This is a genomic window from Dietzia maris, from assembly GCF_014144855.1.
GTDB lineage: Bacteria > Actinomycetota > Actinomycetes > Mycobacteriales > Mycobacteriaceae > Dietzia > Dietzia kunjamensis.
Window position 1 is genome coordinate 1 of record NZ_JAALDN010000245.1, and the last position, 19,403, is coordinate 19,403.

20 protein-coding genes, 3 tRNA genes and 1 riboswitch are annotated in these 19,403 nt (G+C 70.0%); of the genes, 10 read left to right on the forward strand and 13 right to left on the reverse strand.

Annotated features, from left to right (window positions below; genetic code table 11):
- Together G6024_RS08625 and G6024_RS08630 are read right to left on the reverse strand one after the other, a co-directional pair.
- The coding region (locus G6024_RS08625; protein ID WP_159148490.1) for a TetR/AcrR family transcriptional regulator at nucleotides 1-741 on the reverse strand (741 nt) is incomplete at its 3' end.
- Nucleotides 742-748: 7 nt separating this feature from the next.
- Nucleotides 749-1,255, reverse strand: coding sequence for a peroxiredoxin (locus G6024_RS08630; RefSeq protein WP_159148491.1), 507 nt, complete (start codon nucleotides 1,253-1,255; stop codon nucleotides 749-751).
- 151 nt (nucleotides 1,256-1,406) lie between these two features.
- On the opposite strand from G6024_RS08630, the gene G6024_RS08635 reads away from it, so the two are divergent.
- On the forward strand, nucleotides 1,407-1,682 hold the full coding sequence (locus tag G6024_RS08635) for a DUF3618 domain-containing protein (protein ID WP_067719851.1): 276 nt from the start codon (nucleotides 1,407-1,409) through the stop codon (nucleotides 1,680-1,682).
- 267 nt (nucleotides 1,683-1,949) lie between these two features.
- On the opposite strand, the gene G6024_RS08640 is transcribed toward G6024_RS08635, so the two are convergent.
- A tRNA-Lys gene (locus G6024_RS08640) sits at nucleotides 1,950-2,022 on the reverse strand.
- A 200-nt stretch (nucleotides 2,023-2,222) separates the two neighbouring features.
- Here G6024_RS08640 and G6024_RS08645 point away from each other — a divergent pair.
- Together G6024_RS08645 and G6024_RS08650 are read left to right on the forward strand one after the other, a co-directional pair.
- Complete coding sequence (locus tag G6024_RS08645; RefSeq protein WP_159148492.1) at nucleotides 2,223-3,455, forward strand: L,D-transpeptidase; 1,233 nt, start codon at nucleotides 2,223-2,225, stop codon at nucleotides 3,453-3,455.
- 4 nt (nucleotides 3,456-3,459) lie between these two features.
- A complete protein-coding gene (locus G6024_RS08650; protein WP_067719850.1) occupies nucleotides 3,460-3,672 on the forward strand; it encodes a hypothetical protein in 213 nt (70 codons plus the stop codon).
- A 107-nt stretch (nucleotides 3,673-3,779) separates the two neighbouring features.
- Here G6024_RS08650 and G6024_RS08655 read toward each other — a convergent pair whose 3' ends face one another.
- Nucleotides 3,780-5,024, reverse strand: a complete 1,245-nt coding sequence (locus G6024_RS08655; RefSeq protein ID WP_067719849.1) for a cation:proton antiporter domain-containing protein — start codon at nucleotides 5,022-5,024, stop codon at nucleotides 3,780-3,782.
- Nucleotides 5,025-5,150: 126 nt separating this feature from the next.
- Here G6024_RS08655 and G6024_RS08660 point away from each other — a divergent pair, with 126 nt between their 5' ends.
- Nucleotides 5,151-6,137, forward strand: coding sequence for a DUF2804 domain-containing protein (locus G6024_RS08660; protein ID WP_159148493.1), 987 nt, complete (start codon nucleotides 5,151-5,153; stop codon nucleotides 6,135-6,137).
- An 89-nt stretch (nucleotides 6,138-6,226) separates the two neighbouring features.
- On the opposite strand, the gene G6024_RS08665 is transcribed toward G6024_RS08660, so the two are convergent.
- A tRNA-His gene (locus tag G6024_RS08665) sits at nucleotides 6,227-6,299 on the reverse strand.
- Nucleotides 6,300-6,396: 97 nt separating this feature from the next.
- Entirely contained in the window at nucleotides 6,397-7,065 is a 669-nt protein-coding gene (gene orn, locus G6024_RS08670) for an oligoribonuclease (RefSeq protein WP_159148494.1), read from the reverse strand.
- Nucleotides 7,066-7,166: 101 nt separating this feature from the next.
- On the opposite strand from orn, the gene G6024_RS08675 reads away from it, so the two are divergent.
- A complete protein-coding gene (locus tag G6024_RS08675) occupies nucleotides 7,167-7,568 on the forward strand; it encodes a hypothetical protein (RefSeq protein ID WP_159148495.1) in 402 nt (133 codons plus the stop codon).
- Nucleotides 7,569-7,613: 45 nt separating this feature from the next.
- On the opposite strand, the gene cmrA is transcribed toward G6024_RS08675, so the two are convergent.
- Entirely contained in the window at nucleotides 7,614-8,435 is an 822-nt protein-coding gene (cmrA, locus tag G6024_RS08680; protein WP_159148496.1) for a mycolate reductase, read from the reverse strand.
- Between the two features lie 207 nt (nucleotides 8,436-8,642).
- On the opposite strand from cmrA, the gene G6024_RS08685 reads away from it, so the two are divergent.
- Nucleotides 8,643-9,962 carry an MFS transporter gene (locus G6024_RS08685; protein WP_159148501.1) on the forward strand — a complete coding sequence of 440 codons (1,320 nt, stop codon included), beginning with the start codon at nucleotides 8,643-8,645 and terminating at the stop codon, nucleotides 9,960-9,962.
- Between the two features lie 18 nt (nucleotides 9,963-9,980).
- On the opposite strand, the gene G6024_RS08690 is transcribed toward G6024_RS08685, so the two are convergent.
- Nucleotides 9,981-10,658, reverse strand: a complete 678-nt coding sequence (locus G6024_RS08690; protein WP_067719844.1) for an HAD family hydrolase — start codon at nucleotides 10,656-10,658, stop codon at nucleotides 9,981-9,983.
- A gap of 133 nt (nucleotides 10,659-10,791) precedes the next feature.
- On the opposite strand from G6024_RS08690, the gene G6024_RS08695 reads away from it, so the two are divergent.
- Nucleotides 10,792-11,781, forward strand: coding sequence for a TIGR03557 family F420-dependent LLM class oxidoreductase (locus tag G6024_RS08695; protein WP_159148497.1), 990 nt, complete (start codon nucleotides 10,792-10,794; stop codon nucleotides 11,779-11,781).
- A 78-nt stretch (nucleotides 11,782-11,859) separates the two neighbouring features.
- On the opposite strand, the gene G6024_RS08700 is transcribed toward G6024_RS08695, so the two are convergent.
- Nucleotides 11,860-12,489: a cysteine hydrolase family protein gene (locus tag G6024_RS08700; RefSeq protein ID WP_119192386.1), complete on the reverse strand. Its 630-nt coding sequence runs from the start codon at nucleotides 12,487-12,489 to the stop codon at nucleotides 11,860-11,862.
- A 118-nt stretch (nucleotides 12,490-12,607) separates the two neighbouring features.
- On the opposite strand from G6024_RS08700, the gene G6024_RS08705 reads away from it, so the two are divergent.
- Nucleotides 12,608-13,561, forward strand: a complete 954-nt coding sequence (locus tag G6024_RS08705; RefSeq protein ID WP_159148498.1) for a GlxA family transcriptional regulator — start codon at nucleotides 12,608-12,610, stop codon at nucleotides 13,559-13,561.
- 120 nt (nucleotides 13,562-13,681) lie between these two features.
- Here the strand turns inward: G6024_RS08705 and G6024_RS08710 are convergent, their stop codons facing one another.
- The 4 genes from G6024_RS08710 to G6024_RS08725 all read right to left on the reverse strand — a co-directional run bounded on the left by G6024_RS08710 (nucleotide 13,682) and on the right by G6024_RS08725 (nucleotide 16,656).
- Complete coding sequence (locus tag G6024_RS08710) at nucleotides 13,682-14,752, reverse strand: ABC transporter substrate-binding protein (RefSeq protein WP_159148499.1); 1,071 nt, start codon at nucleotides 14,750-14,752, stop codon at nucleotides 13,682-13,684.
- On the reverse strand, nucleotides 14,749-15,528 hold the full coding sequence (locus G6024_RS08715) for an ABC transporter permease (protein WP_069388544.1): 780 nt from the start codon (nucleotides 15,526-15,528) through the stop codon (nucleotides 14,749-14,751). Before G6024_RS08715 ends, G6024_RS08710 begins: the two co-directional genes overlap by 4 nt.
- Nucleotides 15,525-16,337, reverse strand: a complete 813-nt coding sequence (locus G6024_RS08720; RefSeq protein WP_235027820.1) for an ABC transporter ATP-binding protein — start codon at nucleotides 16,335-16,337, stop codon at nucleotides 15,525-15,527. The genes G6024_RS08715 and G6024_RS08720 overlap by 4 nt, the downstream gene beginning before the upstream one ends.
- Nucleotides 16,338-16,346: 9 nt before the next feature.
- Nucleotides 16,347-16,444, reverse strand: a riboswitch (TPP riboswitch).
- Nucleotides 16,445-16,583: 139 nt separating this feature from the next.
- Nucleotides 16,584-16,656 (reverse strand) — tRNA-Arg (locus tag G6024_RS08725).
- 109 nt (nucleotides 16,657-16,765) lie between these two features.
- Between G6024_RS08725 and G6024_RS08730 the strand changes: the two genes are divergently transcribed.
- Together G6024_RS08730 and G6024_RS08735 are read left to right on the forward strand one after the other, a co-directional pair.
- Nucleotides 16,766-18,796 (forward strand): bifunctional copper resistance protein CopD/cytochrome c oxidase assembly protein, encoded by a 2,031-nt coding sequence (locus tag G6024_RS08730; RefSeq protein ID WP_083249465.1) that lies wholly within the window; start codon nucleotides 16,766-16,768, stop codon nucleotides 18,794-18,796.
- Nucleotides 18,797-18,965: 169 nt separating this feature from the next.
- Nucleotides 18,966-19,403 (forward strand): single-stranded DNA-binding protein (locus G6024_RS08735; RefSeq protein ID WP_159148500.1); only part of this gene is annotated, 438 nt, incomplete at its 3' end.

Consider the following 19,403-nt stretch of genomic DNA (forward strand, 5'->3'; position numbering starts at 1 on the left):
GAGCATCCGCTTGAGCTCGGTGACGGTGGCGTCGTGGATGTCCTCGCCACCGGCCGAACCGCTGCTCGCGCCGGAGGAGACCCCGCTGCCATCCCCGGGGTCCGCGCTGGTGACGGGGCCCGGGGGGACGTGGCCGGCGCTGACCGAGAAGTTGAGCATCGAGTACGCCACGTGGACCAGGGCCTCTGCCATGAACGCGCGGCGCTCACGCTCGGTGGCGGGCATGAGCGGTGCCAGCACGCTGGCGATCATCCGGGCGATCTCGCGCTCGTTCACCGCCGCCGTGGCGCGGGTGGCGGGAGTGGCCTGCGTCGCGAGCCAGACCGCCCGACGGGAGGGGTCGCGCAACCACAGGTCGGCCAGGTGGTCCAGGAAATCGTTGAGCAGCTCGGGCCAGTCCAGCGCCGGGATCTTCTGGGCGAACCGCTCGACCTCCTCGATCACCCCGTGGGCGTCCTGGCGGTCCAGCTCGCACACCAGCACGTACTTGTTGGCGAAGAACTGGTAGAGCGTCCCGATCGGAACGCCCGCACGTGAGGCGACTTCCTCGCAGGTGAACGAGTCGAATCCCACCTCGACCAGCACTTCCCGGGCCGAGGACAGTAGCGCCTGGAATTTCTTGCGGCTGCGCTCCTGGATGGGCCGGCGGCGGGGGACGAGGATGTTCGGTTCGTCCTGGACGGCCTCGTCGGTGGGATCCTGCGGCGGCTCCTGCGCGCGTTCGGACGAGTCGGTGGTCATGGGTGGGTCAGCCCTCCGCGGGATCGGATTCGGGCAACTCGATCTCGAGCAGCTTGGCGACCATCGCCACGTGGCCCTTGGCGCGGACGTTGTACCGGGCCATCGACACGGTGCCGTCGGAGTCGACGACAAAGGTCGAGCGGATCACGCCCATCACCGTTTTGCCGTAGTTCTTCTTCTCGCCGAAGGCTCCCCACTCGGTGAGCATCGTCTTGTCCGGATCCGACAGGAGGGGGAACGTGATGCCGTACTTGTCACGGAACCGCGCCAGCTTCTCGGGGGCGTCGGGGGAGACGCCGACCACGCCGAGGCCAGAGTCGTTCAACTGTTGCAGCGCGTTCTCGAAGTCCACGGTCTCAGTGGTACAGCCCGGTGTCATCGCGGCCGGGTAGACGTACACGAGGACCTTCCCGTGCTCGGCGAGGAGCTCCCGGAGCGACGTGGGCGTGCCGTCGGCGTCGGGGAGGGTGAAGGTGGGGGCCGTCTGGCCCACCTCGAGCCGTGGTGCGGTCACCGGTGCTCCTGGGGGTCGGGTCGGGGCGGCGGACCATCCCAACCTATCCGATGCTTCGGCGCACGGGCGCGGATCCACGCCGGGTGCAGTAGCGTGGGCGGGGTCAAGAACCCGCGGGGCGCCCCGCGGACGAGCGATCGACGGAGGTCTCGTGTCCAGGAGTTACGACAGCATCGAAGGCGACATCGCCAAGGCGCGTGACGATCTCGCGACGACCTTGGACGAGATCATCGACCGGGTGAATCCGAAGAACCTCGCGTCCGAGGGCAAGGAGCGCGCCACCGCGGCACTCAAGGACCCGCGCGTCCTGGCGGTGCTCGGGGGTATCGCGACGTTGGTCGTCGGCGGGATCACCGTGTCAATGGTCAACAAGCGCAAGGAGCGTCAGCGCATCGAGGCCTACCTGGCGGCCCGTCGGGCCCTCTGAGTCGACCGGCCTCGCCCGGGCGTCCGGAGCCCCGCCCGGGGACCCTGTCCCGGCGGAGTCGTCGCCGCCCGACTCCCGAGAGCGTTCCGCCCACCCCCGTCATCGGGGGCGTGTGCGGGACGCTCTCGCCGTTTCCTCTCGGCTTCCCCGGTCGTCCCGTCCGACCGGCCACCCGTTGAGCCCCGCTCTGACAAGCGATCCGGTGCGGGGGAGGCGGCCCGGCACACGAAAAAGCCCCGGGTCGTGGACCCGGGGCTTTCTCTCTTGTGCGCCATCAGGGACTCGAACCCCGAACCCGCTGATTAAGAGTCAGCTGCTCTGCCAATTGAGCTAATGGCGCTTGCTTGGTGCGAGAGAAACAGTAACAGCAGCCGGGCTGGTTCACGAAATCGCCTGGTCAGAAGGGGTGAGGCGGGGTTGAGGTCCCTGCGGCCCCAGGAGTTTCGATATGGAGTGCGGCCATGTGACCAGGCATACTGGAGGGGACATCTTCTCGGCCGCGGCTGCGACCGGGGGAAGCGCACGTCGGAAGGGGCATCAGTGAACGTGAGCACAACGGATCGGACGGGGCGGCGAGCGACCGGAATCTGGTCGAAGGCCCGCCTCGGACTGGCCGTGGTGTTCACGGGGACGCTCCTGCTCACCGGCTGCACCATCGGCGACGGCGGTGCGCAGGACACCCAGGTTGCCGAGGCACCGGCGGAGCCCTCCGCCGTGATCGACCTGTCGGTGGCGGAGGGTTCCACCGACGCCAACCCGGTCGAGCCCATCGTGCTCACTGCGACGGACGGCCGGTTCGATTCGGTGGTGATGCGCAATCCCGAGGGCCTCCAGGTCGAGGGCGAGTTCAACCCCGAGTTCACCGAGTGGCGCACCACCGAGGAGCTCGGCTACGGCCGCCAGTACACGCTGGAGTCGACCGCCACGGACGAGGCCGGTCTGGTCACCCGGAGGAACGCCAGCTTCACCACGCTGACGCCCACCATCATGACGGCGGCCTACCTGACCACGGGTGAGGGATCCGTGGTGGGCATCGGACAGCCGGTCGCGGTGATGTTCGACGAGCCGATCGCGGACCGTCGGGCGGCTCAGGACAACATCCACATCACGACCGAGCCCGCGGTCGAGGGCGCGTTCTACTGGGTCTCCGACCAGGAGGTCCGCTGGCGTCCGGCCGAGTACTGGGCGCCCGGCACCAAGATCGACGTCCACGTCGACATCTACGGCCAGGACCTCGGCGGCGGGATGTACGGCCAGCAGGACGCCCAGAGCAGCTTCGAGATCGGCGACGCCGTGATCTCCCGGGTGGACGACTCGACCAAGCAGATCGTCATCGAGCGCAACGGCGAGGTCGTCAAGACCATGCCCACCTCGATGGGCAAGGCCGCCACCCCGACCCCCAACGGGGTCTACGTCATCGGTGAGAAGCACGCCTCGATGATCATGGACTCGTCGACGTACGGCGTGGCCGTGGACTCGGCCGAGGGGTATCGCACCCCGGTGCAGTACGCGACCCGGATGTCGTACAGCGGCATCTTCGTCCACGCCGCGCCGTGGTCGGTCTGGGCGCAGGGAAGCCAGAACACGAGCCACGGCTGCCTCAACGTCACTACGGCGGACGCGAAGTGGTTCTACGACAACGCCAAGCGCGGCGACATCTTCGAGGTCACCGGCACGGTGGGCGACACGCTGCCGGGCTGGGACGGCCTGGGCGACTGGAACGTCCCGTGGGAGACCTGGAAGGCCGGTAACGCCGAGCAGGGCGCGGCCTGAGCCCATGGACTCCTCTCGGCTGGGCTTGTGGATCGGCATCGGGATGGGGATCGGCGTGGCGTTCGGTGCCGCGCTGGACAACATCGGGCTGGGCGTGGCCCTGGGCCCGTCGGTCGGGGTCATGATCTGGGCGGTGGAGGCCGCCCATCGCGAGTCGCGCGGCCCGGATGGTGACGAGCTCGACGCGGGGACCGGCGACAGCCGGGACCTCGAGTAGAACCCCCGGGTGACCGGCGGGCCCCGAGTGCAGTGGTGAGAACCCCGAGGCAGGGGTGAGAACCCCGTGGCGGGGGTGAGAACCCCGTGGCGGGGTTCAGGACGACTTCAGGACGACGACGACGACGAGGTGGGCGACCTCGGATCGCGCTCTGCGGCCGCCCGGAACAGCGCGCGTCCGGGTGCGGCGGTGAGGCCGTGCGCGACGGTACTGGCCACGACGATCAGCGTGCCCGCGCCGAGCAAGACCGGGTCCGCACCCACGCGGGAGGCCTCCTCCGTCAGGTAGAAGACCGCCGCGACGCCGACGGGCCCGAACCAGCCGAGGTAGGCGGCGCCGCGCGGCTTCAGCCCCAGCGGCTTCATCACGGCGAGGATCAGCGGCGGCCTGCGTAGCAGCAGCACCGCGGCCGTGAGCCACACCGCCCCCCATCCGAGGCGGCCCCACTCGGTCCAAGGGATCATCGCGCCGAGAGCGACGAAGAAGGGGATCACGGCGAACTGGTTGACGGCCTCGTCGATCTCCACCTCGGTCCGGCGTTCGCCGCCGGAGCTGGTGACGTTGAACGCGAGTCCGGCGACGAACGCGCCGAAGATGCCGTTGACCCCGATGATGCCCGCCACTCCCAGGACGAGCAGCGCCAGGAGGAGCGTGTACAGCAGAATCGGCCCGGTCTCGGTGTCGTGGTGTCGTTCCGAGAAGTGCAGCGCCTTGGCGGCCGCCACGCCCGCGATGATCCCCACGACGAGGGCGCCCGCGATCTGCCAGGCGGCCTCACCGGCCGCCTGCCCGGCAGTGAGCGGGGTGGCGACCGCCAGGGCGACCAGGACGAGTGGGAGGGCGAGCCCGTCGTTCGCGCCCGATTCGAGCGACAGAAGCTGACGGTCGTGCTCCGGCAGGTCCTCCTCGGCCTCCTCTCCGGTGACGACGCTCGACGCGAGGACGGGGTCGGTGGGGCAGATGGCGGTTCCGAACAGCAGGGCGAGTGCGAAGGGGATGCCGAGCACCCACATCGCCAGCCCGGTTGAGACGAGCGCCATCCCGGGCAGGACGAGCACCAGCAGCAACGCGAGTCGACGCCAGTGCGTCCTGATCGCTGAGAAGGGGTACCGCAGGGCCACGCCCATCACCGAGATGGCCAGGAGGATCTCCGCGCCGTGGTGGAGGGTCGAGTGCTCGGCCACGATGTCGGGCACGTCGAACACCCCGAGGACTGCCGGCCCCAGGACGATCCCGGCGACGAGCGCGAGCAGTGGCTCCGTCACGGGCCACTGGCGTAGTCGCGCGGAGAAGGCCACGATCACCACCCCGAGCGCCCCGACGATCGCCAGCAACACATCGAGCGTGGACAACGGTTCCTCCCCGGGTCAGTCGGATCACCCCGCACCATAGGAGAGCCCGGGCGCTTCCGCATCCGTGCCCTCCGCCCGTCGCCGCCCTCCGCCCGCCGCGGCGCGGGCACCTGCAAGAGTGATCCCATGACCGAGCGCGAGATCACCCGGCCCGTCGACCTGGCCCGCGGCCGCCGGCTCAACCCGGAGGCGGTGGGCTGGTCCCGGTCGCCCGTGCACCGCACGCGGATCGCCGGCTGGGGCCGCACCAAGCGCTGGGAGTACTGGGGGATCGTCACCGACCGTTTCGTGGTGGGGCTGACGGTGGCGGGTCTGGACTACCTGGCCAACTGCGCGGTCTATGTGCTGGACCGCCGGACGGGCGTGGAGACGACCCGCAGCGGCATCCGGCCCCTGCACCGGCCCCGCTTCGGCGACGACCCCGGTGACGGGACCCTCCACGCGTCGGCCGGCGTGGGTGCGGGGCGCGTGGGGATCGAGGTCGACGACGACGAGGGGCGCACCTCCATCCGTGTGCAGGCGCGGGGACTGCAGGTGAGCCTGGAGGTCACCCGGCCCGGACACGACAGTCTCGCGGTGGTGGTGCCGTGGAGTGAGCGCCGGTTCCAGTACACGCTCAAGGATCTCGCCAATCCCGTCACCGGCACGGTGACCCTCGACGGCGCGACGCACGAGCTCGGCACGGGGTGGGCGGTCCTGGACCGCGGGCGTGGCCGCTGGCGCTACGCCACCACCTGGAACTGGGGCGCCGGCAGTGGGGTGGTGGACGGTTCGACCCGCGCGATCCAGGTCGGCGGGAAGTGGACGGACGGCACCGGGTCCACCGAGAACGGGATCCTGGTGGACGGCCGGATGCGCAAGCTCAGCGAGGACCTGCGGTGGAGCTACGACCTGGCGGATCCGGCGGGGCCCTGGCGGGTGCGGGGCGAGCGCCTCGACGCGATGCTCACGCCGTTCCATCTGCGCCGCGACATCACCGAGCTCGGTGTGCTGGCGGTGAAGACGCACCAGGCGTTCGGCGTCTGGGACGGCACCGGGGTGCTGGACGACGGGTCGCAGGTCTCGCTCGACGGGCTGGTCGGCTGGGCGGAGCAGTCCCGCAACCGCTGGTAGCCGCCGGCGCGGCGATGCCCGCGAGAACCTGAGGCGAATCGGCGGAAAGGAGCAGGGCCCGGACCGTGAGGTCCGGGCCCTGCGCTCGGGGTGGCTGACGGGGCTCGAACCCGCGACATCCAGAATCACAATCTGGTGCTCTACCAGCTGAACTACAGCCACCACCGCCGTCCTCGCGGACAGCGCTGACGACTTTACCCCGTGGGCCCCGTCGCCGAGAAATCCGCAGGTGGGTCAGTAGCCGCGGCCCGGGCGGGGGTCAGTCGACCGCGGGCAGATCGGCGGCGGCCCGCTTGACCTCGTCGCTGGTCGGGCCGGGCTGGGGCACGAACGCGGTCGCCCGGTAGTACGCGAGCTCGCGGATGGATTCCTTGATGTCCGCCAGGGCCCGGTGCGACATGCCCTTCTCCGGCTGGCCGAAGTAGATGCGCGGGTACCAGCGGCGGCACAGTTCCTTGATGGAGCTGACGTCGATCATCCGGTAGTGCAGGTACGAGTTGAGCTCGGGCATGTCCCGGGCGAGGAACCCGCGGTCTGTGCCGATCGAGTTGCCCGCCAGGGGAGCGGACCCCGCCACCGGGACCCACTCGCGGATGTAGGCGAGGACCTGCTCCTCGGCCTCGGCGATCGTCACCGTGGACTCGCGGATCTCCTCGGTCAGGCCGGAGGAGGCGTGCATGTCGCGCACGACCGGCACCATCGCGTCGAGCTTGGCGTCGGGGGCGTGGATGACGATGTCGATCCCGTCGCCGAGCACGTTGAGCTCGGAGTCGGTCACCAGCGCGGCGATCTCCACGAGCGCATCGGACGAGATGTCGAGGCCGGTCATCTCGCAGTCGATCCAGACGATGCGGTCGTTTTTGGACTCCTGATGGGGCGTCGGCGAGGACGTGGGGGCAGGGGTCTCGGCGGTGGTCGGCTCTGGCATCACTCGACTATATCGCCGCAGGCTCGCGGGCCCCGCCCGGTCCGGGACCGCCCCTGATGAACTCGGCGCTCGATCGTTCGCGGTGGCGGTACCGTGCGGTCATGCCCGCATCCGGTGACGGCCCTGAACAGAACCCGGCGATTTCCGCCGATGAGTGGAACTTGAGGTTCCTCTCGGAGATGGCTCAGATCCTCGCGAGGAGCCCGGGGATGGAGACCGCGCATCCCGACGACGAGGGCTACCGCGTCGACGATCTGGCACTCGAAGACGGGCATGTCAGGCTCGTGTGGTCGTTTCCCGGGGCGACCAATGAGTTCGGCCGGCCGGTCCGTGCGGGGCGCTACCTCGCTCTGGAGGAGGTGCGTGCCAGGTTCTCACCAGATGCCCCGGACATCGTCGCCTCTGCCGTCCTGCTCAACGACTTCTATCCGCCCTATCCACCCTCGGCCGACCGGGAGCAACCGGACGGCATCCGCTGGCTCGGCCCACCGCCCCCAGCCTGACTCGGGCGCAGGCCCGGCCGAGCTGACCCGGCTGCGCCTGGCGGCTCAGGCCCCGCCCTGCTGCCCCTCGCCGAGCTTGGCGTAGAACTTTCCGACGATCGGAGCCATGATCCCGCGCGGGGTGTAGTTGCCGGCCACGGACATCGCCTGGCTCAGCGGGCCGGGGACGATGCGCATCTTGTTGCGGGCGAGCGCATCCAGCGACACGCGGGCGGTGTACTCGGTGTCCACCCAGAGCCGGTCGGGGACGAGGCGGTCGACGAAGGTCTTCTCCTCCTCGGCGATCTCCTCGGTGCGCACCGGGCCGGGCGCGAGCAGCGTGACGGTGACGCCGGAGCCTTTGAGCTCGCCCCGCAGCGACTCGGAGAACGTGTTGAGGAACGCCTTGGATGCGGCGTAGGTGGCGTTGTTGGGGATCGGCATGTTGCCGGCCGCGGAGCCGACGTTGAGGATCGCCCCGGAGCGCCGCTCGACCATCCCGGGCAGCACCGCCAGCACCAGGTCGTGGCACGCCACGGCGTTGACCTGCACCTGGTGCTTCTCGTACTGCGGGTCCAGCGAGGCGACGGGGCCGAAGGTGGCGATGCCGGCGTTGTTGCACAGGACCGAGATCTCGCGCCCGGCCAGCTCGTCCAGCAGCGGCTGCCGTGCGGCGGGGTCGGCGAGGTCGCACGCGCGGACCTCCACGGTCACGCCGAACTCGCCCTCGAGCCGGGCGGCCAGCTCCTGCAACACGGCCTCGCGTCGGGCCACCACGACCAGCGAGTGCCCACGCCGGGCGAGTTCGGTGGCCAGGGCCATGCCGATCCCCGAGGAGGCGCCGGTGACGACTGCTCGGTTCGACGCGGTGGGCGTGGGCAGGGACATAGGGCTCCTCGGGTCTTCCACTCGGCTCGCCCGCGTACGGCGGGTGTGGCAGCGCTGACCTTACCCGCGTGCCGCCCTCCGGAGCGTGGTGGAGGTCCTAGCCTGATCGGCGTGAGCAGCATCGGAACACCGCCCCCGTCAGCGACCACCTCGTCGTCGTCACCATCGCGCCGTGGCGTCGCCCGCGGGCAGGTCCTGGCGTGGGGGATGTGGGACTGGGGGTCGGCGGCGTTCAACGCGGTGATCGTCACCTTCGTCTTCTCCGTCTACCTGACCGACTCGGTGGGCGCGGATCTCGACGGGCCGTTCTCGGCGGCCACGTGGCTGTCGATCTCCATCGCCGTGGCCGGGCTGGTCATCGCGCTCACCGCGCCGGTGATGGGGCAGCGCGCCGACCGCGGGGGCCGGCGTCGCCGCGCGCTGGGCCTCTGGACGTATGCGACGGTCCTGCTCACGGCGCTGATGTTCCTCGTCGACGCCGACTCGCCGTACCCGTGGTTCTTCGTCGGCCTGGTGCTGCTGGCGGTCGGGTCGATCACGTTCGAATTCGCCGAGGTCGCGTACTTCGCGATGCTGCGGCAGGTCTCCACCCCGTCCACCGTCGGCCGCGTGTCCGGGTTCGGCTGGGCGATGGGGTACTTCGGCGGGATCTTCCTGCTGCTCGCGGCGTTCGTCGGCTTCATCTACGGTGACGGCCCTGTGCGCGGCGTATTCGGCGTCACCACCGACGGCGGACTCAACGTGCGACTGGTCTGCCTCGTCGCCGCCGTGTGGTTCGCCCTGTTCGCGCTGCCGGTGCTGCGGTCGGTGCCCGAGCACCGCCCGGGGGCGGGGAGGAGCGACGACAACGCCCTCGACAGCGACGACGACGAGCCCGGCTTCCTCGAGTCGTACCGCATCCTCTGGCGCGACCTCAAGGCTCTCTGGCGGCGGGATCCGCGGACCGTGAGGTTCCTCCTCGCGAGCGCGATCTTCCGGGACGGGCTGGCCGGGGTGTTCACCTTCGGGGCGATCCTGGCCGTGACGGTCTACGGGCTCGCCCCGGGGGACGTCCTGATCTTCGGCGTCGCGGCCAACGTCGTCGCGGCGCTGGGGGCGGCTGTCGCGGGACTGGTCGACGACACGGTGGGACCCAAGGCGGTGATCATCGGCTCGCTGGTGGCGATGATCGCGACCATGACCGTCCTGCTGGTCGTCGACGGCACCGGCATGTTCTGGATCTTCGGACTGCTGATGTGCCTGTTCGTCGGACCCGCGCAGTCCGCGTCCCGGTCCTTCCTGGCGCGGCTGGCCCCGCCGGGTGGCGACGGCCAGATGTTCGGGCTCTACGCCACCACCGGGCGCGCGGTCTCGTTCCTCGCACCCGCCCTGTTCGGACTGTTCACGTGGGCCTTCTCCGCCGACCGCGCGGGCATCGCGGGGATCGGGCTGGTACTGCTGGTGGGGCTACTCCTGCTGCTGCCGGTGCGCACCCCGAGCCGCGCCGAGGCGGAGAGTACCTGGGAGGACGCGGAGCCCGCACGCTGAAAGGGCCGGGGAGTGCGGTCAGAGCCGGCCGGCATTCAGCAGGTCCAGCACCGCGGCGGCGTCGTCGACGATCTCCGAGAACCCGGCGGCGCGGAACTCGGAGTCGCCGATGCCGCCCGTGCGCACCGCGACCGAACGTATGCCCAGCTTGGTCGCCGCGATCGCGTCCCAGGTCGCGTCGCCGACCATGACGGCATCCGCGGCGTCGACACCGGAGCGCTCCAGGGCGATCTCGACGATCGTGGGATCGGGCTTGGCCCGGTCGACGTCCTCACCGGTCGTCACGGCGTCCACGTAGTCGTCGATGTCGAGCAACTCGCGGGCCTCGGCGAACTCCGACGGCGGCGCGGACGTGGCCAGCACAGTGATCCACCCCTGCTCCTTGGCGCCGCGTACGAGGTCGCGGGCACCGGGGAGCACTCGCAGCGACTCGGCCTGTTCGGCGTAGTACTCACCGTGCAGGTCCTTGGCCCGGCCCGCGATGCTCTCGCGCTCCTCGTCGTCGTCGATCCCCGCGATATCGAGCAGCTCCTCCACGATCGTCGAACCGTCCTTGCCGATCCGACGGTGGACGTCCACGAACGGCACCGGCGCACCGGCCTCGGCGAGAGCGCGGACCCAGGTCCAGACATGCACGTAGGTCGAATCCACGAGAGTGCCGTCGACGTCGAGGAGAAGAGCGCGCTGGGTAGTCATGTGTTCGACGGTGCCGCGCCCCGGGCCGGGCGGCAACCGCTTGGGGGTGTGGGGAGCCAGGCACGTGCGGCGGCGTCGATCCGACGCGGGGACCGGTGGCATCGCGGGCCGGCCGCGCGCACGATCGATAGGCATGACGCGATTCGGATACACCCTCATGACCGAACAGTCCGGCCCCAAGGAGCTCGTGCGCTACGCGGCCAAAGCCGAGCAGGCGGGATTCGACTTCGAGGTGGCCTCGGACCACTACTTCCCGTGGCTGTCCTCGCAGGGCCACGCGCCGTACGTGTGGAGCGTGCTCGGCGCGGTGGCGCACGTGACCGAGCGGGTTGACCTGTGCACGTACGTGACCTGCCCGATCCTGCGCTACCACCCGGCGGTCGTCGCGCAGAAGGCCGCCACCGTGCAGATCATGTCCGACGGCCGGTTCATGCTGGGCATCGGCGCGGGGGAGAACCTCAACGAGCACGTGGTGGGGCAGCGCTGGCCCTCGCTCGACGAGCGACACGAGATGGCGGTGGAGGCGCTGGAGATCATCCGCGAGCTGTTCGACGGCGGTCTTGTCACCTACTCCGGCGAGCACTTCCGCGTGGACTCCGCCCGCCTGTGGGACCTGCCCGACAAGCGGGTGCCGATCGGGGTGGCCGCCGGCGGCGAGAAGGCCGTGGCCCGGCTCGGACCGCTCGGCGACCACCTGATCGCCACCGAGCCCGAACCCGCCCACATCGAGGGGTGGAACGCGCTCGAGGGGCAGCGCCGGATCGGTGACGGCGCGCGGGCGATCGCCCAGATCCCGATCAGCTGGGACCCCGACTCGGAGAAGGCGGCCGTCGAGCGGGCGCACGACCAGTTCCGCTGGTTCGCCGGCGGCTGGGCCGCCAACGCCGACCTGCCCACCACCGCCGGATTCGCCGCGGCCACCAAGTTCGTGCGTCCCGAAGACGTGGCCGAGCAGCTGGCGTGCGGGCCCGACCTGGACGCGATCGTCGAGAAGGTCCGGCCCTTCTGGGAGGCCGGCTACACCGACGTCGCGCTGATCCAGATCGGGGACTCGACGTTGGACCGGTTCCTCGAGGAGGCGGCCGAGCCGCTGCTGGCGCGGCTGCGGGAGGCCGCGGGCTGATCGCGGGGCCACGCAGTGACTGTTCGGCCGGCCGGGGCGAGTACCTCGGTCGGCCGGGCCCTTCGCGACGTCCCGCGGTCAGTGCTCGGCGCGGCCCTGCATGGCGGAACTGCCCAGATCGCTGCCGGTGAGCTCGGCCCCCGACGAGACGGACTCGACCCAGGCGTCGGTCGTGGCGACCGCGGCGAGATTCGAGTTGAGCACTGCCATCAGCGTCTCGTGGACCTGCTGTGCCGGGACCGACCCGGCGGAGTTGGAGATGTGGATCGCACCGGTGGCGTCGGAGAGGACCTCCACGGCGATGCCCAGCGGTTCCGCGGTCACGGCGGTGCCGAGAATGCAGTTGTTGGTCATGTAGCCGACGAGCGTCACCCGGTCGACGCCCTGCTCCCGAAGCCAGTCGACCAGCCCGGTGCCGTCGAAGACGCTGGCATAACTCTTGGTCACGCGCTTCCACTGCGGCTGGAGGCGGCTCTCGAGGTCCGCGTGCAGGGACCACCCGGCGCTGCCGTTCGCGAACACCGGAGCGCCCTCCGGCAGGTCGTGCTGGACCACCACGACGGGCATGCCGGCCTCGCTCGCCGCGTCGACCGCACGGACGATCTGGGCGAGCGACTCGTCACGGGGTGGGTACTGGATCTCGAGCGGACCGTCGAAGTACTCCTGCTGGACGTCGACGACGATCAACGCGCGATTCTGCGAACTCATGTGGATCCTCCGGATAGGCGGTACGGCCGGGGACTCGGCCGTCACCCCGATCCTCGCGGACCGACCGCGCTACCGTGAGTGGCACAAAGGAACACTTTCGATGGAAATGGGCCAACCTGTGCGTATCGCCGTTCACGTCTTCGACGGCATCACGATGTTCCACCTCGCGGCGCCCCTCCTCGTCTTCGGCGAGGTGACCCGGCTCGGCCTCGCGGACGGGTGGCAGGTCGACACCTGGAGCACGGACGGCCGAGACGTCCACACCGCCGAGGGGATCGTGCTCGGCGACCTCGACGGGCCCGGGACGGCGGAGCAGGCCGACATACTGGTCTTCCCCTCATGGTCTCCGGAACTCCCCGACCGGGATCCGTGCCTGTTATCGATCGTGCGTCGCGCCCATTCCCGGGGCAGCCTGGTGGCGGGGTTGTGCCTCGGTGCCTATCCCGTGGTCGCGAGCGGAGTGCTGGGCGGTCGTACCGTCGTCACCCATTGGGAGGGTGCGGCGGAGCTCGCCCTGCGGTACCCGGCGGTCGACGTCCGCTCGTCCGACCTGTACATCGACCACGGGGATGTGATCACCTCCGCGGGGACGGCCGCCTCGCTCGACGCGTGCGTCCACATCGTCCGATCCCGGCTCGGTGCCGCGAAAGCCGCCGTGCTGGCCCGCCGGATCGTGGTGGCGCCGCACCGCGAGGGTGACCAGGCGCAGTACGTGGAACTGCCGGTGCCCGACGGGGGAGACGACGGGGAGATCAGGGAGACGATCGACTGGGCCCTGGCCAATCTCGACCGGCCACTCTCGGTGGACGACCTCGCCGGACACGCCTGCATGAGCAGACGCAGCTTCGCCCGGAAGTTCCGCGCGACAACCGGCACGAGCCCCGGGCGATGGGTGCTGTCGCGTCGGCTCGACCACGCGCGGACGCTGCTCGAGACCACGACCCGCTCGATCGAGGACATCGCCCGCGACTGCGGGTTCGGCAGCGCGGTGACGTTCCGGCAGAACTTCGACAGGAAGTACTCGACGACACCGTCGTCCTACCGTGCCCGGTTCGGGGAGGCGCAGGAGTGAGTCCGACCAGGCCCGTCGCCCCGGACCATGCGGACGCGTCCCGACCGGGAGGGGCGACGCCTTCCCGGTGCCGGAACGCGGCCGCAGACGTCATGGCCACAATCTGCGTGACCAGAAAATCTAGCCGCCGGACAGGGGCAGGTAGTCGTTGGTCATGGCAGCGGCGCCGTCGACCTCGGTCTCCAGCAGTCCGTTGTCATGCATCCACGACGCGTAGGCCGCCCAGTCCCGGGCTGTCTGCCGCCCGAAATCCTCCTCGGGTAGAAGCGCCAGCGTGGCGTCGATCATCTTCTCCAGCATGTCGGGCTCGTAGGAGCCCTCGGTCACCGGGGTGAGGGACTCGAGGGCAATCCGGCGGTCCGCCAACGCGGCCTGCTGCCCGGCCTCGGTTCCGGTGAGGAAGTCGCCCACGCGCTCTGCATAGTCGGCGTCGCCGGCGAGCCGGTTCGGGTTCGCGATGATCACCAGTTCCGCGTAGTCGGGCACCCCGAGTTCGGTGACCGGCATGATCTCGACATCGCCCCGGGCGCCGAGTTCCACGCCTTCGATGTTGCGGAACGCCCCGAAGATCGCGTCCACCTGGTCGGTGAGCAGCGACTGGTTGAGACTCTGCTGGACATTGGGGGTGGAAATCGAGTCAGGGTCGATTCCGGCCTCACGGGCGATGAAGTCGAGGGTCGGTTCCTGGGAGGCCAGCCCCGACAACCCCACGGTCTTGCCCTCCAGCTCGGCTGCGGAGGTGATGCCCGACTCCGTTCTGGCGATCAGGGAGGTCAAGGACGTCGGGATCAGTGCCGCGACCGAGATCACGTCGAGTCCCTGTTCGACGGCGATGAGCGTGTCGGGTTCGTAGGAGATGGCCAGGTCGACCCGCCCCAGGGACACCTCCCGGGCGGCGTCGGCCGTGTTGGACGGCGTCGTGAACGTCACGTCCACGCCGGCGTCGGCGTAGGTGCCGGTGTGCTGCGCGGTGTACAGGGCCACATGGTCGGGATTGGGGCTCCAGTCGAGCAGAACACTGACCGGGGCGTTGTCGGTGGCTCCCGACTCGGCGGCTCCGGGCGCGGCGGTGTCCGGGGATGTCTGACATCCGGTCAGCGCGACCGCGGCAGCGGCCGCGATCGCGAGCATGCGGGCGCCGGGTCGCGTGAGGGCCCGGCGTCGGATCCTGCTGGGTCGTGGTTCCGTCATGATGGGTTCCTTTCCCCGGTGGGAGTGTTCCACGGGCAGATCAGGCGTTCGAGGATGGTCGCAGTGGCGAGCAGGATGCTGGACATGATCGTCAGCACCGCCACCTGGGCAAAGACGAAGTCGGTTTGTAGCCGGGGGATCGCCTGGAGCATGAGGTAGCCCAGGCCGTTGGTCGAGCCGGTGTACTCGGCGAAGACGGCGGCCACCGGCGCGAAGGTGACCGAGACTCGCAGCCCGGCGAAGCCGCGAGGCGCGGCGAAGGGCAGACGCACCCGCCAGAAGAGCGACCACCTGGTGGCGTGCAGGCTCCGCAGGGTGTCGATCATCCGGGCGTCGACCGAGCGGATTCCGGAGAGGAGATTGAGGGCGACCGGGAAGAAGCACAGCAGGGCCACCACGATGACCTTCGGCGCCATGCCGTAGCCGAGGGAGATCGTCAACAGTGGGCCTATCACGATGACCGGGATGGCCTGAGAGGCGACCAGCAGGGGGGTCATGGCCTGACCGATGGCGGGCACGAATGCGCTGACGATCACCACGGCCACGGCGACGAACACCCCGAGTACCACTCCGGTGATCGTCTCGGTGGCGGTCAGCAGCGTGGCGGAACCGAGCCGGTCGGGCCAGGTGGTCACGAGCGAGTCGAACACGGCGAGGGGTGCGGGAATGACGTACTCGGGCACGAGCTCGAGCGTGGTGGCCGTGATCCACGCGGCGAGGACCAGCAGGAGCGTGACGCAGGCAGGGCCGGCGGACCGGACGAATCGCACGGTCATCGGTTGGTTCCGCCCTCGGCGAGGTGCGATTCCCGGGCCAGTGCCTGGAGCACTTCCCGGCGAGCTGCAGCGAAGTCCTCGTCGCCGAGGAGGACCTCTCGGGGGCGGTCGTCGCCGAACCATCCCGGCCAGGTGCGGACCACACGCGCCGGGGCGTCGGCCTCGTCTCGTGCCAACAGGACCACGCGTTCGGCGAGGAGCAGCGCCTCATCGACGTCGTGCGTGACCATGACGAGGGTGGCCGAGGTGTGGGTGATGGTGTCGCGGAGCCACTGCTGGACCTCCGCACGGGTAATCGCGTCGAGCGCCCCGAGCGGCTCGTCGGCCAGCAGCACGGGTTTGCGCGCCAGCAGAGCCCGCGCGAGAGCGGCGCGCTGGCGCATGCCCGCGCTGAGAGCTGAGGGACGGGCATCGGACCAGGCGCCCAGTCCCACGCGGTCCAGCATGCGCTGGGCCTCGGATCGGGCCACGCGCCGGCGCACTCGTTGGTTGCGGAGACTGATCGCGACGTTGTCGAGCAGGGACAGCCAGGGCAACAGGCTGTCGCCCTGGGGCATCAACGCGCAGGACTCCAGGCGTCGTGCGGGCCGGCGTTCATCGAGGACGGCGGCGGTCCCGGTGGTCGGTTCGACGAGGCCGGCGATCACCGACAGCAGCGTCGACTTACCGCATCCGCTGCGTCCGACAACGGCGATGTGCTCGCCTACCGGAACGGACAGGTTGAGGTCTGCGAGAACCGGGCGGAGCGCGCCCGGATAGGTGTGTCCCAATCCATCCAACGCCACTGCCGTGGTTCCTGGGCGGCTCACGAAAGCGCATGCCAGCGCATCTGACATCCCTCCGCTCGTGTGAACGAGTTCAGGTTCAGCGGGTGTGATCTCAGCCCCGTTCGGTAGGGGCACCCCGTGTCATCGATGCTGATCTTGCGGATCAGCTCGAAGTCCGAACGTACCACCGGCACGTCTCGGGATCTGATGTGCGTCCATGGCTGGAGCGAGGCGCGGGCGGGCCGCCGTCAGTAGAGAGCGGATTGCCGGCCCGTGTCGGCGCGAGTGCGCCCCCGAGAGGATTCGAACCCCTGACCAGCCGGGTAGAAACCGGATGCTCTATCCACTGAGCTACGGAGGCCTGGCGACGCGCGCGTGGGGCGTCGCCGGGAGAATGGTAACCGATCCGGGGGGTGGGTCCGACAGTGGCGAATCGGCCCGGGGGCGCCGCGGTTCCTACGATGGTGGTCATGACGTCGTCGAAGACCGCCCCCGCCACCGCCGGGCGGTTCGGAACCCGCAACATCGTCGCCCTGGTACTGCTCCTGGCGGCGGTGGCGGCCGGGGTGGTGATCCCACTGTCGGCCATGTCCGCCGAGGTGGCGCTCGAGCTGGTGGGCGTGCCCGATCCGGGTCCGCTCACCACGGCCGGCCTCCCGGCGCTCCGGTCGATCGCCGAGCTCCTCGCCGCCGTGGCCGTGGGGGCGGCGCTGTTCGCGGCGTTCTTCACCCCGCCGCAGAAGGACAAGACCCTCGACGTCGACGGTTACCGCATGCAGCAGATCTCGTCGTGGGCGAACATCGCCTGGGCGATCGCCGCGGCACTGCTCATCCCGCTGACCCTGTCGGACGTCTCCGGGCGCACCTTCCTCCAGTCGCTCCCACCGGACCAGTGGTTGGTCGCGATCAACCAGATCGACATCGCGTCCTCGTGGCGCTGGGCGGCGATCATCGCGCTGGTCGCCGGGATCGGGCAGCGGCTCACGCTGAGCTGGCGATGGTCGGTCATCTGGCTGGCCGTCTCCCTGCTGTCGCTGCTTCCGGTGGCGGCCACGGGCCACGCGTCCGGCAGCACCGCGCACGACCTGGCCACCAACTCGCTGATGATCCACCTGTTCGGCGCCGCGTTCTACGTGGGTGGGCTCATCGCGCTGATCATCCACACGTGGCGCGGCGGCTCGCGCGTCGCCCTGGCCCTGCGCCGCTACTCGGTGGTGGCGACGGTCGCGATCGTCGCCCTCGGGTTCACGGGCGTGATCAACGCGCTCGTCCGCCTGCACCCGGGTGACCTTCTCACCTCCACCTACGGATTGCTGGTCGTGTCCAAGGCGTTGGCGCTGTGCCTGTTGGCGCTGTTCGGTCTGGCGATCCGCCGCCGGATCATCGCCAAGATCGAGTCGACGGGGGCCAATGCGCCGGTCGACCGGCCCACGCTGCTGCGGATCATCGTGGTGGAGGCCGTCGTCATGGCCGGCACCCTGGGTCTGTCGGTCTCTCTCGGCCGCACCCCGCCGCCGGCGCCGCTGTACGTGCCCACGAGGCAGGAGGCGCTACTGGGCTTCGAGTTGCCCGGGCCCTTCGCGTTCGGAACGGTCTTCGGCACCTGGCGCTTCGACCTGGTCCTGGGGCTGGCCGCGGTGGTCCTGCTCGGCCTGTACCTCTGGGGCCTGGTGCGCCTGCGCCGCCGCGGGGACGCCTGGCCGCTGAGCCGCACCGCGTTCTGGGTGGCGGGCTGCGTGATCCTCTTCCTCACCACCAGTTCCGGCATGGGGATGTACATGATGGCCGACTTCGCCAGCCACATGGTGGGCCACATGCTCATCTCGATGCTGGTGCCGGTCCTCCTCGCGCTCGGCGGCCCGTTCACACTGGCCCTGCGCGCACTCCCGGCCGCCGGTCGCGGCAACCCTCCCGGGCCCCGCGAGTGGCTGGTGGAGTTCATCAACAACCCGCTCTCGCACTTCCTCACCCACCCGATCGTGGCGTCGGTGCAGTTCGTGGCCGGTTTCTACCTCATCTACTTCGGCGGGTTCTATCAGACGTTGGCCTCGGAGCACCTGGGCCACATGTTCATGAACGTGCACTTCCTCATCAGCGGCTACCTGTTCTACTGGGTGATCATCGGCGTGGACGCCGCGCCGCGGCACTTCTCGCCGATGTACAAGCTCATGGTCCTGCTGAGTTCGCTGCCCTTCCACGCGTTCTTCGGCATCCTGCTCATGAACACCAAGACCGTGCTGGCCGAGCCCTGGTATTCGGGCATCGGCCTGCCGTGGATCCCGGATCTGCTGCAGAGCCAGCAGGTCGGCGGTGGCGTCGCGTGGGCGGCGGGGGAGATCCCGCTGGTGATCGTCATGTTGGCCCTGGCGTGGCAGTGGTACCAGAGCGACATGCGCGAGGCGCGGCGCGGCGAGCGGCAGGCCGACCGTGATGACGATGCCGAGCTCAAGGCCTACAACGAGATGCTCCGGGAGATGTCCCGCGCCGACCGCCGGCCCTGAGACCGAACACCTCGTCGTCGTCACAGGGGCCGGTTCTCCACACCCCCCGCCCCCCTCCACAGGGCGGCCACCGCGGGCGGCGGGAACGAGGGGTGACGACGACGAGGTGGGGCACGCTGCAAGTCACGAGGCCGACGCACGGTCGGCCGAACGTGACAGGAGTGACCCCATGAACGAGACCCACACGACCGTCCGCGGAACCGTGATCACCGACCCCACCACCCGGAGAGTGGGCGACGACCAGGTGTTCACCTTCCGGGTGGCCAGCAACAGCCGCTACCAGGACCGGCTCACCGGCGAATGGAAGACCGGCGGCACTCTGTACTTCTCGGCCAACTGCTGGGGACGCCTCGGGCAACGGGCGTCCGGCGCGCTGTGCAAGGGCGACGGCGTGATCCTGCACGGCCGGCTGCTCACCAACGAGTACGAACGCGACGGCCGCATCATGCGCGACCTGGAGATGCGGGTCAGCGCCGTGGGGCCCGACCTGTCCCGCATGGACGTCACCGTGCGCCGCGCCAGGACGGACGCGCCGACCGAGGGGGCCGGCGTCGACGGGGCGGGCATCGACGGTGCGGGCGTCGACGAGGCCGGCCTCCGGGGAGCT

Coding starts and splice junctions, on each gene's coding strand:
- G6024_RS08690 (WP_067719844.1), bottom strand. CDS start 10,658: ATGACTACCCAGCGCGCTCTTCTCCTCGACGTCGACGGCACTCTCGTG.
- G6024_RS08710 (WP_159148499.1), bottom strand. CDS start 14,752: ATGACGGAACCACGACCCAGCAGGATCCGACGCCGGGCCCTCACGCGA.
- G6024_RS08650 (WP_067719850.1), top strand. CDS start 3,460: ATGGACTCCTCTCGGCTGGGCTTGTGGATCGGCATCGGGATGGGGATC.
- G6024_RS08660 (WP_159148493.1), top strand. CDS start 5,151: ATGACCGAGCGCGAGATCACCCGGCCCGTCGACCTGGCCCGCGGCCGC.
- G6024_RS08700 (WP_119192386.1), bottom strand. CDS start 12,489: ATGAGTTCGCAGAATCGCGCGTTGATCGTCGTCGACGTCCAGCAGGAG.
- G6024_RS08715 (WP_069388544.1), bottom strand. CDS start 15,528: ATGACCGTGCGATTCGTCCGGTCCGCCGGCCCTGCCTGCGTCACGCTC.
- G6024_RS08675 (WP_159148495.1), top strand. CDS start 7,167: ATGCCCGCATCCGGTGACGGCCCTGAACAGAACCCGGCGATTTCCGCC.
- cmrA (WP_159148496.1), bottom strand. CDS start 8,435: ATGTCCCTGCCCACGCCCACCGCGTCGAACCGAGCAGTCGTCACCGGC.
- G6024_RS08695 (WP_159148497.1), top strand. CDS start 10,792: ATGACGCGATTCGGATACACCCTCATGACCGAACAGTCCGGCCCCAAG.
- G6024_RS08730 (WP_083249465.1), top strand. CDS start 16,766: ATGACGTCGTCGAAGACCGCCCCCGCCACCGCCGGGCGGTTCGGAACC.
- G6024_RS08685 (WP_159148501.1), top strand. CDS start 8,643: ATGTGGGACTGGGGGTCGGCGGCGTTCAACGCGGTGATCGTCACCTTC.
- orn (WP_159148494.1), bottom strand. CDS start 7,065: ATGCCAGAGCCGACCACCGCCGAGACCCCTGCCCCCACGTCCTCGCCG.